Annotated in this window: 15 protein-coding genes and 1 pseudogene; 2 read left to right on the top strand and 14 right to left on the bottom strand. The window is 37.1% G+C overall.

Translation table 11 applies throughout. From position 1 onward, the window contains the following. Window positions 1-185: 185 nt before the first annotated feature. Both RGT18_RS00485 and RGT18_RS00480 read right to left on the bottom strand, forming a co-directional pair. Entirely contained in the window at window positions 186-1,496 is a 1,311-nt protein-coding gene (locus RGT18_RS00485) for an ISL3 family transposase (protein ID WP_338174678.1), read from the bottom strand. 316 nt (window positions 1,497-1,812) lie between these two features. After that, a protein-coding gene (locus RGT18_RS00480; RefSeq protein WP_338174676.1) for an IS3 family transposase occupies window positions 1,813-3,233 on the bottom strand; the annotation gives its coding sequence in 2 pieces (ribosomal slippage) (window positions 1,813-2,747 and window positions 2,747-3,233; 1,422 coding nt in all). A gap of 270 nt (window positions 3,234-3,503) precedes the next feature. Between RGT18_RS00480 and RGT18_RS00475 the strand changes: the two genes are divergently transcribed. Then, a complete protein-coding gene (locus RGT18_RS00475) occupies window positions 3,504-4,109 on the top strand; it encodes a hypothetical protein (RefSeq protein ID WP_028078699.1) in 606 nt (201 codons plus the stop codon). Between the two features lie 25 nt (window positions 4,110-4,134). Here RGT18_RS00475 and RGT18_RS00470 read toward each other — a convergent pair whose 3' ends face one another. The 8 genes from RGT18_RS00470 to cysS form a co-directional block, all read right to left on the bottom strand. Next, complete coding sequence (locus tag RGT18_RS00470) at window positions 4,135-4,593, bottom strand: hypothetical protein (protein ID WP_006525765.1); 459 nt, start codon at window positions 4,591-4,593, stop codon at window positions 4,135-4,137. A gap of 6 nt (window positions 4,594-4,599) precedes the next feature. After that, window positions 4,600-5,436 (bottom strand): metal ABC transporter permease, encoded by an 837-nt coding sequence (locus RGT18_RS00465; RefSeq protein WP_006525764.1) that lies wholly within the window; start codon window positions 5,434-5,436, stop codon window positions 4,600-4,602. Continuing rightward, a complete protein-coding gene (locus RGT18_RS00460) occupies window positions 5,430-6,113 on the bottom strand; it encodes a metal ABC transporter ATP-binding protein (protein WP_006525763.1) in 684 nt (227 codons plus the stop codon). Before RGT18_RS00460 ends, RGT18_RS00465 begins: the two co-directional genes overlap by 7 nt. A 1-nt stretch (window position 6,114) precedes the next feature. Further along, window positions 6,115-7,110 (bottom strand): metal ABC transporter substrate-binding protein, encoded by a 996-nt coding sequence (locus RGT18_RS00455; RefSeq protein WP_028078700.1) that lies wholly within the window; start codon window positions 7,108-7,110, stop codon window positions 6,115-6,117. A 176-nt stretch (window positions 7,111-7,286) separates the two neighbouring features. After that, the gene (locus tag RGT18_RS00450) at window positions 7,287-7,895 is read right to left on the bottom strand and encodes a sigma factor (RefSeq protein WP_028078701.1); all 609 of its coding nucleotides are present in this window, start codon (window positions 7,893-7,895) and stop codon (window positions 7,287-7,289) included. A 12-nt stretch (window positions 7,896-7,907) separates the two neighbouring features. Beyond that, complete coding sequence (gene rlmB, locus RGT18_RS00445) at window positions 7,908-8,624, bottom strand: 23S rRNA (guanosine(2251)-2'-O)-methyltransferase RlmB (protein ID WP_028078702.1); 717 nt, start codon at window positions 8,622-8,624, stop codon at window positions 7,908-7,910. An 11-nt stretch (window positions 8,625-8,635) separates the two neighbouring features. Continuing rightward, window positions 8,636-9,010, bottom strand: a complete 375-nt coding sequence (locus RGT18_RS00440; protein ID WP_028078703.1) for a Mini-ribonuclease 3 — start codon at window positions 9,008-9,010, stop codon at window positions 8,636-8,638. Next, a complete protein-coding gene (gene cysS / locus RGT18_RS00435) occupies window positions 9,010-10,344 on the bottom strand; it encodes a cysteine--tRNA ligase (protein WP_211220327.1) in 1,335 nt (444 codons plus the stop codon). Before cysS ends, RGT18_RS00440 begins: the two co-directional genes overlap by 1 nt. Before the next feature lie 644 nt (window positions 10,345-10,988). On the opposite strand from cysS, the gene RGT18_RS00430 reads away from it, so the two are divergent. Further along, entirely contained in the window at window positions 10,989-11,777 is a 789-nt protein-coding gene (locus tag RGT18_RS00430; RefSeq protein WP_338174668.1) for a YdcF family protein, read from the top strand. Window positions 11,778-11,854: 77 nt separating this feature from the next. Here the strand turns inward: RGT18_RS00430 and RGT18_RS00425 are convergent. From RGT18_RS00425 to RGT18_RS00410, 4 genes and pseudogenes are all read right to left on the bottom strand, one after another. Continuing rightward, window positions 11,855-12,244 (bottom strand): annotated as a pseudogene (locus tag RGT18_RS00425) (transposase); the annotation flags it as partial. Between the two features lie 98 nt (window positions 12,245-12,342). Then, window positions 12,343-14,067 carry an IS1634 family transposase gene (locus tag RGT18_RS00420; protein ID WP_338174666.1) on the bottom strand — a complete coding sequence of 575 codons (1,725 nt, stop codon included), beginning with the start codon at window positions 14,065-14,067 and terminating at the stop codon, window positions 12,343-12,345. A 129-nt stretch (window positions 14,068-14,196) separates the two neighbouring features. Then, window positions 14,197-14,439 (bottom strand): DDE-type integrase/transposase/recombinase, encoded by a 243-nt coding sequence (locus tag RGT18_RS00415; protein ID WP_338174664.1) that lies wholly within the window; start codon window positions 14,437-14,439, stop codon window positions 14,197-14,199. Next, window positions 14,369-15,304, bottom strand: coding sequence for an IS3 family transposase (locus RGT18_RS00410; RefSeq protein ID WP_338174662.1), 936 nt, complete (start codon window positions 15,302-15,304; stop codon window positions 14,369-14,371). Before RGT18_RS00410 ends, RGT18_RS00415 begins: the two co-directional genes overlap by 71 nt. Between the last annotated feature and the right edge of the window lie 37 nt (window positions 15,305-15,341).

The raw sequence follows: 15,341 nt of genomic DNA, 5'->3' as shown, positions 1-15,341 counted from the left end.
CCAAAATTAATTAGGGGACAATCTGAGGGGCGACTATATGTAAAATAAAAAGGTAATTTAAAATAGCGTGGGGTTTTCAAAAAACACGCAATAAAATCCCATGGGGATAGATTTTATAAAAGACAATTCCAAAGAGTGATTCTCTACGGGATTGTCTTTTTGTCTGGAGGGTAACAATATATTTATTATTTTTTCTGTTTACGATTGTATGCTTGAATGTTTGATGTCAATGAGAAGCCAATCCTGTAGTTTAGTGCATAAATTACACGTGCTCTGAATCTTTCGAAATTACTGAGACCATTTGATATCATAATAAATTCTCGCATCTTTTGATTAAGGCTCTCAGCGAGTGCATTAGACTGTTTTCTATCTTCTGTTGGTCTTTGAAATGAATTGCATATTTCTTCAAACCAATTTTCCAATAGATTAATGAACTCGCTATAACATACTAGTCTAGATTCTTTAAAATACCTAATTAAATCTGTGAGTTCTTCAATACATTCTGGATAAGTAGAATTTCTATTAAAATATCTATAATCTTCCTTTAACCCATAGGCCTTTTTGAGTATCGGGTTGAGATTGAGAAGTGCGTCATATAGATCTCGATAGTTCATCTTCTGACGAAAGAAATGATTATATTTAGGTTCGTTATCCAGAAAGCAATCTGTTTCCAAGAGGTGGTGAAAGTGCTTGAGCAGATAGTAAGCAGGACTTTCTTTAGGAACCTGGTTCATTAAAGATACACGTAATGTAGTAAAACCATCAGAAAGATGTTTGACTACATGGAAAGGATCGACGGATATCTTACAGTTTGGAAAGTATTTGAGAGAGACTTGTTTATAAGGTTCCCACATATCTATGGTTACATATAAGACACGTTTTCTTTCTTCTAGAGGTATCTTCTCGAGATGTGCTGATAATGTTCGTTTTGAACGATCGGGTAATAATTCATTAAGAACGCGAGCATCATTATCTACAAAAGAACATAGATATGAACCACCATATTTGGCCATATTAGAATGAAGCTCATCAATTCCTAGATTGATCGGTAGAGTTAACCTTGGGACTTGAATGAAACTGTCGGCATATAGTTGGACAGTAGTAACCGAGGTATTATACCTTTCGGCAATATCTTTATAGGATAGATGTAGATTTTGAAAGTCAGCAGCAATCTTATACAGTACAGCATAGGTTTGATGGAAATATTCAGGCCCAAAAGGATTTTCTTCACAAAATGTTTTAAAACAATCCTTACAAGTATAACGTCTACGCTTCCAATGAATAGAAGAAGGTGTATCACCTAAAGGAAGGTGATTATAAGTTCTATGAATATAACCCTTAGAGACTGTAGGGCCACCACTGTAAGGACAGGTTGGGTGTTGGTTTACCAGTGTGATATATACAAAAAGACGGTCTTCCTTACGTATCGCATCGATTTCTTGAATTGAATCTGATGTTAGATTTAAGGTTGACGTGATAAAATCATGAATAGCCATATAGGGCTACCTCCATTTCTATTTGATTCTCCAGACAAGAAGATAATAGCATGGAGGTTTTATTATATTTTGGTCTCCCCACAAAAAATGAGCACGATGATTTTTCGCGCCCACAAAAGTTTATAGCCTATCCCCAACCCCATGAGATTTTAAAGTGCCAATAAAAACCACTAGTTCAACTAGTGGTTTTTATTAATACTTATTTACAGACTTTTTATCATACTCTCTTAATAATTAATAAATATTTTAAGAGACTTTAGTTGAGGTGACCCCCTAAAGTTAGACTTTTTACGAGATGACTTTGGTCATCTCTTTTTTATGAAGCTAGAAGATGTTGTCTGTATTGAACAGGACTCATCCATCCTAACTTTTCTTTTATTCGCTGCTCATTGTAATAATTTATAAATCTTTCTATTTTTAACTTCAGTTCATCGAAACTATAGTACATGACTCCATAGTATATTTCTTGTTTAATCAGTCCAAAGAAATTTTCCATAACTGAGTTATCAAGGCAGTTTCCTTTTCGAGACATACTCTGGAAGATTCTTTCTTCTTTTAATCTACGTGTATAAGCGTTCATCTGATATGCCCATCCTTGATCAGAATGAAATGTTCTTCTATATGGGCAGTCTGTAGTGATTGTAATAGCTTTCTCCAAGGCATTCATCACGTTTTCTGCAGAAGGTCTCTTACCAATTTCGTAACTAAGTATCTCACCACTACACATATCCATAAATGGATCTAGATAAAGCTTATGTATTGTCATATGACCCTTTTTATCGACTTCATAATACTTGAATTCAGTTGTATCAGTTGTTATTTTCTGATGCGGTATATGTGTCTTGAAGCGTCTGTGAATTCTATTAGGCGCAACTCTTCCAACTGTTCCTCTATAAGAACTGTATTTTCTGCTTTTGCGAGTATAAGACGTTACCTGTAAGTGAAGCTTTTGTATGATTCTCTGTACTTTCTTTTTATTAATGGTATATCCATTGTTGCGAAGTTCTCCAACGATTCTACGGTAGCCATAATCCTTATTATTTATACGAATTTCTTGTATGTTTTCTTCAAGCTTTTTATCAGGATTTTCTCTATCAAATCTCTTTTGCCAATACATATATGTCGCTTTTGGCATTCCGGTATAAGAGAGAAGGTCTTTTAGTTTGAACTTTTGTCGGAGACTGTTGATGACGAGTGCCATTCTCTCATTTTTTCCTCGTCCTCTAAACGCAGCCTCCTCAGTTCTTTTAAAAATGCATTCTCTATTCTTAACCGAAGAAGTTCATCTTCTAATTTCTTTATATGTTCTACACTTGTATTAACAGAAGCTTCTTCCATGAGTTTGTTTTGAGTCTTTCTATCTGTCTTATCCATAGCTTTCCTTCGACCCTTTCGGCGTGATTTTAACGCATCAGGACCTGCTATACGAAAGCGATTAACCCAGTTGCCAATCGTAGCTGGGTTCTTAATGCCATTCTGTATAGCTAACTCTTGATATGTGATTTCACTTGTTAAATACAACTCTACAATAGAAAGTTTCATTTCGAAAGAATAAACTTCATTTTCTCGTGAGCGCAATAAACCATCATTTCCAAATGCTTTATAGTTTTTCACCCATTTGTGTAGCTGGGATTTAGAGCCTAATCCATATTTTTTAGAAAGATATAGAATTCCTCCTTTACCATTCAAATATTCTAAAACTATTTTTTTCTTGAATTCAAAACTGTGTTTTGTCATAAAAATACCGACCTCCATTCGTTAGATTCTTGGCCTAACTTTTGGGGGTCGGTACAAGTCAAGTCTCTTTTTTATTACCTTAAAGGTGGGTGCATTTTTCTTCCTATCGTGTAATTGTATCCATTTCATAGTCCCAATGAATCTTTGATGTTGTGGATATTTTGATCAATACAATTGGAATCATGATTGGATATATCATATTCAAAACATTTAATATCAAATTACATTAATGTTTAGGTTACTTATTAATAATTAAGTCATGGAGGTATTATGCATAACTTCAGAAAGCTAGTTTATCTTCTAATATCATCAGCACTTTTATTTAGCTGCAAACCCACACCAAAAAGTCAAAATTCTAATACTACAGAGATATTAAACTTAGAGTATGTTGATCAAAAAGATTCTGATTTAAAAGAGTATTCACTATTGATCGATGATAATCCTGCATTTAAGGAAATCACATTTGAAAGCTCAATCAAGTTTTTTACAGAGGGATATTCAGGGATTCTATACTATGGTAAAGTTGGTTGCCCATGGTGTGAACGAGCCGTACCTATTTTGAATGACGTCGCAAAAGATAATAACATTTCAATTTATTATATTGATGCAAACAAAGGTATGGGAGAAACAAAGAGAGAAAGAGAAGAAAGCTATAAGAATCTTTCAAAATATATTTCTGATAGTTTCCAAGAAGACGACAATGGTAAAAAAGGAATGTTCGTCCCAGATGTAATTGCAGTAAAGAATGGAAAAATGGTAGCCTACCACGTATCTTTAGTGGATGATTATGATATTCACAAAGATGACCAACTATCCGAAAATCAAAAAGAGAAACTGTATAACATTTACCAGCAAATGGTAGATAAAACAAAATAACATTTGTATTTTAAAAGGTGGGTTTTTAATCCACCTTCATTTCTGCGTTCTTTAATAATAAGGAAACAATATTCCCATCCTTTTGATAACTAAAGGTTCCTACGACTGTGATTGTCGTTCCTAAATCTGGATAATCATCTGGATATTTATGATTTCCTTCCCATTGGAATTGAATACCCTGTTGGCAACAGCCCAACGCATCTTTGATAATACAACCATACATCGTATTACCATCCTTATCTTTGCCTAACGCAAAGACTCCTGAGATTTTAAATGTTTTATCCACATATTCTTCTGGATTTGTCATCATCGCATATACTTGCGAATACACAACATTTCCACTTAGCACGGATAAGTCGTAATCCACTTCGGTTTCTTTACTCTGTTCTGGTTTTACTGCATTTGGTTGATGTGTATATAGAAAAGCTAATGTAATGATCCCCACACTTAGAAAGATTAGAATAAACTTCTTGATATGTTTCATAATTACTTACGCTTTCATTGCACGAATCAACCAACAGATAATAAACGCAATAATATCCACTGTAACAATCGTAGCACCTACAGGTGTACTGCAAAGAATTGCCACAAGCATACCTGTAACCGTACAGATTTCTGATAGAATCGCCGCACCAATCAATACAGCTTTAAAGCTCTTAAACAGCTGCATTACCGATAGTGCCGGAAAGATTACTAGTGCAGAAATCAATAAGGAGCCTACAAGATTCATCGCCAGAACAACGATAACCGCAATGATAACTGCCAAGATTAAATTAATTTGATCAGCCTTTAGGCCAGTTGCCTTGGAGAAGTTTTCATCAAACGTTACTGCGAAGATCTTTGGATACAACATCACAAATATAATTAGAACGGTGATAGATGCGATAACACATAACCAAACCTCCGCTTTAGAGAGTGTAAGGATTGATGTAGAACCAAAGAGCGTACTACATACATCACCACTGATATTGGCGGTTGGTGGAAATAGATTCATTGCCAGATACCCAAGTGCGAGTGCACCGGTAGAAACCATACCAACGATCGCATCTCCTTGGACTCTTTTATTTTGCCCCGATTTTAGAATTAGGATAGCAGCTACTGTTGTAATCGGAAAGACAAGATACATCTTCTGTTGAATCATCCCAAGTACGAGTGCGATTGACATTGCGCCAAAGGCAACGTGGGACAATCCATCACCGATATAGGAATATCTCTTTAATACAAGGATAACACCCACAAGTGCAGAACATAAGGATATTAACATCGCCGCAACGATGGCATATCTTACGAAGGGATATTCTAGATAGCGTAATAATTCAGTTAGCATTTCTCCACCGCCTTTCGATATTCATCTGTGGAGACTTCTTTCACTGTTCCATCCACAAAGCGAACGATGCGATTTGCATATTGCACAACTGCAGGCACATCATGTGTAATCATCACGATTGTCATGCCTTCTTTGTTTAGTTTAGAAATTAAATCATACATATACTGCATCGCTTCTGGATCAAGTCCTGCCGCAGGTTCATCTAATAGAATCATCTTATCTGCAGCGCAGAGTGCTCTTGCGAGTAATGTACGCTGTTGTTGCCCGCCGGATAAATCACGATAACAATGTTTCGCAAGTTTATCGACACCCGTCTTTGCCATGTACTCCTTTGCAAGTTCTTTTTCTTTCTTGTTATAGAACCAGCGATGACCTAGATGACCAACAAAACCGGATAAAACAACTTCTTCAACTGAAGACGGGAAATCTTTTTGGACTTGGGTCTGTTGCGCAAGATAACCAATTTCTTTTGCGTTGAAGGAATCATCATGTTCAATGCTTCCTTCAATGGGAGTGATTAAGCCTAAGATGGTTTTCATGAATGTGGATTTACCAGATCCATTCTCGCCGATTACACATAAATAATCCCCACTGTTGATTTCCAAGCTAAAAGGTCCCGCAACTTTATTGCGTTCATGTCCAACGGATAGATTTTTACATGTAATCAAATGCGTCATCTTATTTAACCTCCGTGTTAAAGCTTTGTGCTAGTACCTTTAAATTCTCTTCCATTGCGCCATAGTATGTTAAGCCTTTGTCAATATCTGATTGACTAACGGACTGTAGCGAATTCAATGTTAGTATATCTTGATTCTTAGTTGTTGTGTTTTCAATGACTGCTTTTGCAAGTTTCTTATCAGAGCCTTCAATTGTCATAATATGTTTGATGCCTAATTCATCTGCGTATTTTGCTAGACTGACGATAGTCGCAAAACTAGCATTTGTCTCTGTTGAACAACCATTAAATGCCGCATATGTCGTAATACCATAATCCTTTGCTAAATAGTGGAATGGCATACGATCCGCAAAGATCCATGTCCTATTTTCGACTGTACCAACTGTTGATTGATAAGACTTATCTAAAGCAGCTAACTTAGCGATATATGCTTCCGCATTTGCCTGGTACTTCTTGGCATTTGTTGGATCTAGTTCTACCAATTCATCTGCAATTGCTTTTACGATTTTCTGTGCACGTTTGAGTGATAACCAAACATGTTCATCATATTCAATTTCTTCATGGTCATGATCTTTATCATCATGATTGTGATCATGGTCTTCACTTTCTTTTTCTAAGCCTTCCTCTTCTTCATCGATGTCATCACCTAGTGTCTGCATCATGTTAACAACCTTCATATCTTTGTTGGTCTTTTCTTTTAATGCATCATCCACCCATTCATCAGACTCACCACCAACGTATACGAATAGATTTGCATCAGAGATATTTGCGATATCACCTGCCGTCGGTTGATAACTATGCAAGTCTCCACCATTCTTCATCAATAATTGTAAGTCCACATTTTTATTATCTTTCCCGATAACCTCACGAATCCAATCATACTGTGGGAATGTTGTAGCTACGATTTTCAACTTTGTAGTGTTCTGCTGTTGTTTTGGAGCGCAACCTGCAAGCATGAATGCCGCAAGTGCAAATGTCATTAACTTTTTAAATTTCATACTTTTCCTCCTTCGTCTAATGACGCTGAAACATTATTCAATAGCCGCACATTTGAGCGAATATTCAAATCTTCCATAAAATGGCAAAATGCATGCCATCGACATTCATCGCTGACATGCATTTAATATATCTGTTTCAGTTTCCTCTATTATCATACACTATCTGTCAAGTTTTCTTATTGATTATGATAGATATAATCTTTAATCTTGGCTCGAACTCGTTGTAATCTTCCATCATAGGCCTTTACAGTACAGTTCTGATTGCGGGCTGCCTCTTCATAGCAATCCCCGTTATACCAAGATTGCATGACATCTATCTCTCGCTGTGATAATGACATGATGCCTTGTGTCATTTGTTTAAATGCATCGACGTACTGATAGTAATATTCTGGATTAAACATCTTATTTGGTTGTTCCACAATATCGTAGAATGTTTCATCCTCATTCATCATCGCATCTAACGCCAGTACATCAGCACCTTCATTTCGTCCAATCGTTGAAAGTTGTCGCAGAACATTCCAAACTCTTCTCTTTGCGATGATACACAAGAAGGTTTTAAAGCTGGCTTGATTATCTTCTCGATAACAATGTATCGCAACAAGTAAACCAAGACGTGCTTCCTGTAATAAATCATCTTTATAGTTCTTCACTGGTGGATATACTTGTATTGTTTGATTTACCAGCGATGTGAGTAAACCTTCATACTGGGCAAATAAGCGATATTGTGCGTGCACATCACCCATTCTACACATATATAATAGTTCACTCGGATTGTCCTTCTCCATATAACACTCCCCCTATAGTGGGAAACGCATGTTGTAAATGGAATACATTAGAATACCAGCAGATACCGCCGCATTCAACGATTCAATCTTTCCTCTCATCGGTAGTGATACCACAAAGTCACACTTCTCACGTAGCAGTCTAGAGATACCCTTACCTTCATTTCCAATAATCAATACTGTATTGAAATCATACTTTACAGAACGATAGTCCTGTCCATCCATATCTGTTCCCACAGCCCACCAACCTTTTTTCTGAAGGTCTTCTAGTGTTCTGGAAAGATTGGTAACAGAAGCACATTTCACCGTATCAATTGCGCCAGCACTAACCTTCGCAACGGTAGCTGTTAAACCAACCGCGTTGGTCTTCTTAAAGATGACACCTGTAGCACCGATTGCATCAGCTGTACGTAATATCGCTCCCAAGTTATGTGGATCTTCTAATTCATCAAGCATGATGATAAGACCCTTTCCATTCTCAGAAACACCCTGTAAGATTTCATCTACACTATATAGACGATATGGATCGACTTCAGCCACAACACCTTGATGACGGTCTGTCTTGGTCATCTGTGTTAATGTCTTCTTATCAACCCTCTTCAGTTGTACTCGTTGTTTGCGAGCCAACTGTTCTACATCTCTATCGTCTACTGATATATAGATCTGTTTGACTTTGGAGTTATCCATCAACATCTGTTTTACAACATTTTTCCCGTACACAAATTGTGCCATAGAAGTCCTCCCTAAAGTGTCCGTACTTTGTCCCAAATCTGTCTTATTCTTTCTTGATTGTTTTCAAGATATAAAGCACCTAAGATCGCTTCGAATCCTGTTGACATACGATATGTCACAACATCTGTATTGTTTGGAACACTACCTGTATTACCGTTGCGTCCACGACGATACGTCGCTTCCTCCTCTTCAGTAAAGAAATTTTCTTCATGAAGAAACGAATAAAATCTTGCCTGTGATTTCGCAGAGACATAGGAAATACTGAGCTTTTGTAACATCTTTCCTTTTCCTTGTCCCTCTTGAACCAAGAAATCACGTACTGCAAGAGACCAAACCGCATCCCCAAGAAACGCTAGTGTTCTACCATTACATTCTAATGGATTCATCACAACAAGCCCTTTTCTGCTAATTCATTACGATATTTATCTGCAGTATCGAAGTCTTTATCTGCCTTAGCTTGATTCCACTTCGCAAATACTTCTTTCTCTGCTTCACCAATCACTGGTTTATCCACAACAACCCCCAATACATTCAACATCTTTTCCACAGCGTTGCTGTAAAGAGCTACCTGTGCAAAGTCAATTTCTCTTTGACGTAGTGTCTGATTTAATTTTTTCACTGTCTCAAAGATCACTGCGTATGCATTTGGAGTATTCATATCATCATCTAAGCAATCCAAGAATGCACGATAAGAATCCTTATCATAGTCATCACCCATGGCATTATCCGCAAGTGCAGCCTTGATATACGCTTGCTTGAGTGGTGTTAACACCTTATCTAATTCTTTACGAGCAGTTTCAATTGTCTCATCAGAGAAGTTTAATTCCTTACGATAATGTACTGAGGATACTAACCATCTTGTTAAGTTTGTACCTAAAGATAAAACAACATCCTTTGCCCACATCGTATTACCTAATGACTTAGACATCTTTTGCCCATCGATATTGACCATGGCATTATGTACCCAATAATTTGCGAGTGTATTGCCATGCATAGCTTCCTGTTGAGCAGCTTCATTTTCATGGTGAGGGAACTTCAAATCCATACCACCACCGTGAATGTCAATGCAATCACCAATATTATCGTTGATCATTACAACACATTCCGTATGCCAACCTGGGCGACCTTCTCCCCATGGAGAATTCCACTTGATACCCATATCTGTCTTCTTCCATAGCGCAAAGTCATATGGATTTTTCTTTTGGTCATTTGTTTCGATACGTGCACCAGCCTCTAGTTGATCCATGTGCTGATGAGATATCTCACCATAGGTAGGTACAGATTCAACAGAGAAGTATACATCACCATTTGCTTCATAGGCATGACCTGTCTTTACAAGTTGGTCAATGAAATCAATAATCTTATCCATTGTTTCTGTAACACGTGGTGTAATATCTGGAAGCTCTGTATTGAGCAAAGTACGCACCTCCTGATAAGCATCAATATAACGCTGTGCGATTACAGCTTCGGTTGTATTTTCTTCAGCAGCTTTCTTAATAATCTTGTCATCTACATCTGTGAAGTTAGATACATACGTAACGCTATATCCTTCTGCTTCAAATAAACGCTTCAACACATCAAACACAATCATTGGACGTGCATTACCAATATGTGCATAGTTATACACAGTTGGTCCACATACATACATGTCTACATGTCCCTCATGAATTGGTTTGAACTCTTCGATTTGTAAAGTCTTTGTATTATACAGTCTGATCATATTCTTCCTCCTGTTAAAAAAGCGTCTTTCTTAAAAAGACGCTATGCGTATCCACTCTTTAGAATTTCACTGATAACATTAGTGCAACGTTCTTCTCTACATATCAAGAAGACCCTCTCGGGCGCATTCCCATCAACACCATTTGCCAAAGCACTCTCACCAAATACGCTTCTCTCTTATGCCGGTATATTGTAGTACTATTTCCGATCAACGGTTTATTTGATTATAGCGTACTTCTAGAAACCTTAAAAGTACAATACTGGCATATCTAATTAAATCCTATTTATTTTTCTTGTAGTCTTCGAAATATTGTTTCATAAATACTTATATTTATTCCTGACAATTTCCTCATAATGAACATTTTATGATATTATTTTCCCATGTTTAAACTCATGCATTATATCCTTTCATCAGAATTTATGGTGATCGTCACACTTGCGATATTCTTATACTCCTTCTTCAAGGATTCTAGACGCTTTCGAAATGCCGTGTTCCTATTAATATTATTGATGGCACTCTTTGTCTGGTCGGTAAAATATTCAGCTGTCTTTAAAATTGCAACAATATACTCAATTATATTTATTACTACATTTATGTTCTTGATATTCATCATTCCATTCTTATTGATGGTGAACAGTGTACAGATGCTTCTAAAGGAAGGATTCCATATTACAAGTTTTCTATCCATAGCGTTTGGCATCTTTATTCTTGCTGGTGAATTTTATTTATTTACATCTTTGATTACTGCCACAAACAATCTTATGGATCACTCGACTCATTTAATACAAGATTTCTCTACTATGCTTAAAATGGGGTTTGGATTCAGTGTCTTATATATCTCACTTGTATTTGTAGCATTCATGTTCTATTCCATGTTTATCCAGCTACTTCCTCGACATGTTGATTTTGACTACGTTGTTGTCCTAGGTGCTGGCTTAATCGATGGATTAAGACCAACGAAGCTTCTTGCCAATCGTCTCGATAAAGCGATTCGCGTATTTAATAAATCCGTATCATCCTGTTATATCGTTGTTTCTGGTGGCCAAGGCTCTGATGAAAAAGTATCTGAAGCCGAAGCCATGCGTACATATCTAATCGATAAAGGGATTAAAAATCATCAAATTATTATGGAAGATAAGAGTGTTAATACATTCCAAAATATGCGTAATTCGTATGAAATCATCAAGCGTAGAGGCGGTCGAATGCGTATTGCAGTAGTTACTTCCAACTTCCATGTCTATCGTGCACTTCTGCTTTGTCGCTCATTAGATATTCCAGCAATCGGTATCGGTGCTCCTATCGCATTCTACTTCTGGCCAAGCGCAATGATTCGTGAATATATTGCGTTATGTAAGCATTATTTAAAAGGATATATATTAGGTTGGTTTATATTTGTAGGTTTCTTTCTCACTGCACTTTCTGTTTTTCTATAATAGAAAGTACAGTTTTCTTTTTACCTAAATAAAAATGCCTCATCATGAAGTGAACCCAATTTCTTGGACACGTTAATTTACCGACATGATAAGGCTTGATTCCTTGCCTGACAAGGGGTTAGGCCTTTTAATTTTGTCTGTATTCTTTCTTCGTTGTAATAGTGTATGTATTCTTCCATGGCACATTTCAATTCTTCCAATGTATGGAACTCATATTCATGTCCGTAGAACATCTCATTCTTCATCTTTCCAAAGAAGTTCTCCATTACACAATTATCTAGGCAATTTCCTTTGCGAGACATCGATTGGATGACCCCGTGTTCATGTAGAGCCTTATGGTATTGATTCATTTGATATTGCCATCCTTGATCAGAATGGAATATCAGTCCTTCTATATTTGGATATCTATGAAATGCGATATCAAGCATATTGGCAATCTGCTCATAGTTTGGATTATTAGATATATTCCCATCTTTGACAGTTATAAATGTAAAAAATGCCATAAACCACGATGTAGAAAGGGTTTCTGGCATTTTCGTTTTGTTGATCTGTGTAGTGTGGGATTCTATTTTTTCGTTTCAGATATGATCTTTCTCATGGTTCCTGTTGGAACGATCTCTGTATCCGTACAGAATCCAAATTCTTTATGTAGATGATCCGTTATCTTTGTTCGCTTATATTCCGGTATGTATCCTTGTCCGTTTACCTTCAATAGCTTGTATTCTCTCAATGTAGTAATCAGTTCTGATGATGTATAGCTTGGACCTAACTTCTTTTCTAGGATGCGGAAGATCAGTAGGGCCAGATAACATATCAGGAAGTGTGCACGGATGCTGTCCTTCTTTCTGACATATACAGGTCTTGCTTCAAAGTCTGTCTTCATGATGCGGAATGCTTCCTCTATTTGCCATCTTCCTTCGCTGACCTTTAGGATGTCTTCTATCTTGTCATTTACCAGGTCGGTACAGATGGCATAGAAGCCATCATACATCGCTTCACTATCGATCTTGTCCTGGTCTATCGCATAGTGCTCCTCGGATGCGATTTCTCCATCTGATGTGGTAGCTGTGACCCTTACGAATCTTGCAGGATCGTTTGGGTTTCTTCTTTGCTTTTGGATAGAGCCTTTGTCTACCATGGACTCTGCACGTGCAATCTGTGAATCCCGTATCTCTTTTTGATATGTCGCATATCTTGGTGAATAGGTGACGATCATCAATTGACCAGCTACCTTCTTGGTGCCATATGGCTCTTCTTTGTAATAGATGTCATCGATATGCTTGTATGGTTCTCTCTGTATCTCTTCGATATCAACTGTCGCTCCATCCTTCAGACGTTTCCATCTTTGGTTCGACATCGCTTCCTCGCGTTTCTTGCGGTTTAGCTTCTTGAGCGATTGCGTACAAATGAATGCACGTCCTTCGATGTCGTTGAACAGTCGGTTGTTTTCTGATCCTAGACCTCCATCTGTACATATAACGAATCTCTGGAAACCAAAATCCCGTATGATCTTTTGCTCTAGAGGTCTCATGGATGGTTGTTCGTTGCTTGCACCTTCAAAGAGGTCGAACGTCAGAGGAATGCCATCGCCATCCATGAACAGTCCCATCTGTACGATAGGGCTAGGACGGTGCTCCTTACTTTTGCCATATTGTCTGAAGCCATCCTCTTCTTCGATCTCGAAGTAGTAGTTCGTACAGTCATAATATAGGACACTGTTATTTCTCTTTAGGATATGATTGCTGTTCTTGTATACTTCTGCCAATATATGGTCCATCTCCTTAGATAGCGTTCCTAGTGCACGATACACATCATGCAATTCATACTTTGGCTGCTCTAGAAAGGAAGATGCCGTCTTATATGAGGAAAGTTTGCTTCCGGGATCCAGTATGCGTGCATAGACAAGGTCTGAACATATCGCATCAATGTCGAAATCAAATCTGCCATGTGATGATATGGTACGGAACACGTTCTTCATCTTTAGACCGTAATAGATGGACTGTAAGAATAGATATCCTGCATGGAAGGAACGCTGTTCATCCATAACTATCTTCTTGTCAGGAAACAATGATAATAGTACAGGAGGAGCAGAAGGAGAGTCGTTCATTTGGTCTACCTGCTTTTGTGCCCACTCCAATACCTGTTTCCTAGAAAGATTCATTTCCTTCATGAGCGAGTCTATGCGTCCAAGGCTTTTGACGTTCTCGGAACGGACACCATTCCCTTTACGAACGGAATGGCGGATGTAGAGTCTTTCGTATTGTCTGTCTTTCAGTATATGTAGAAACATACAAGATCACCTCTATCAATATTATAACACAAAGCACACCACCACACTACATAAAAATACATAAATTTTGACAACAAAAAAAGATGGATATCCACCATCAATAAAGGGTTTATTCATTATCTTGTTAAATTACAACTGTAAAACTCCCGCGATATCAAGCATATTGGCAATCTGCTCATAGTTTGGATTATTAGATATATTCCAAGATATAATTTCTCTATTATGCATGTCGAGAATAGGTGATAGATACAGCTTGCCTGCAGTGATGTGGAACTCTGATACATCTGTTGTCCATTTCTCGTTAACTGTACTTGTAGAGAAGTTGCGCTTGTAAGAAGTTGCGCTTGTAATAGGTAATGTGATTCTCTTCATCAACTACCTTTTCTAGTAAGTGATTCTCTACTGTACCATTCATATTGCCTTTGTATGATTTGTATTTAGCTTTAGGTGTATTTCCAAATAGACTCATCTTATGCATAAGCCTTTGTATCGTCTTACGATTGATCGTTGGATACAGCTTTCTGATTTCCAGATAAATACGTCGATATCCGTATCTTCTCTTATGGGTATAGAAAACATTGATGATGTCATTCATTACATCATCATATTTGAAATCACTGTCTTGTTTGTCTTTCCAATAATAGTAGTCAGAACGGCTGATATGATAAGACAATTGTGTACTGGTATTTATCGTTTGGATGATATATCCAACAGGTACATGTAGTTCTTGCCTTAGTTCCGATATCGCCCTAACTATTTCTTCTTTTCTCTCTTTTCTCTTTCCGTAACTAAGGCATCTAATTTTTTTATGAATTCGTTCTCTATTAATAGCCTCAAGTTCTGCTCGCGTAGGAGCTTGTTTTCTTTCTCCAGCTCCTCGATTGTTTTCTTCTTTGGCATGTCGTCCTCGCTTCCTTACAACGACATTATATCCATTTTCTTTATATTCTTTAATCCATCGAAAGAGAAGACTATCGGTAGACAACCCTAAGTCTATTGATACGCTCATTATTGACTTATGAAGAGTCAATACTCTATAGATGGCTGCTTCTTTAAATTGGATAGAATAATCATGATGAATATGACGTAGAATATCCAATCCATGTTTATCAACTAGCCTAACAATATATTCAATTTTAGATTTTTGCATTTTCCATTTTAACTGGAGCTTAGAAAATGTGGTTCCAAGTTTTCGTTCCTTGTAGATTTGTACCTTGTCTTCAAATGTAAATTTCATAATAAAAATGAACCTCCTAAGTTGTTGTCCAACTTTT

Source organism: Solobacterium moorei (assembly GCF_036323475.1).
Classification (GTDB): Bacteria; Bacillota_I; Bacilli_A; order Erysipelotrichales; family Erysipelotrichaceae; genus Bulleidia; species Bulleidia moorei.
This window is presented reverse-complemented; position numbering and strand designations above follow the sequence as displayed.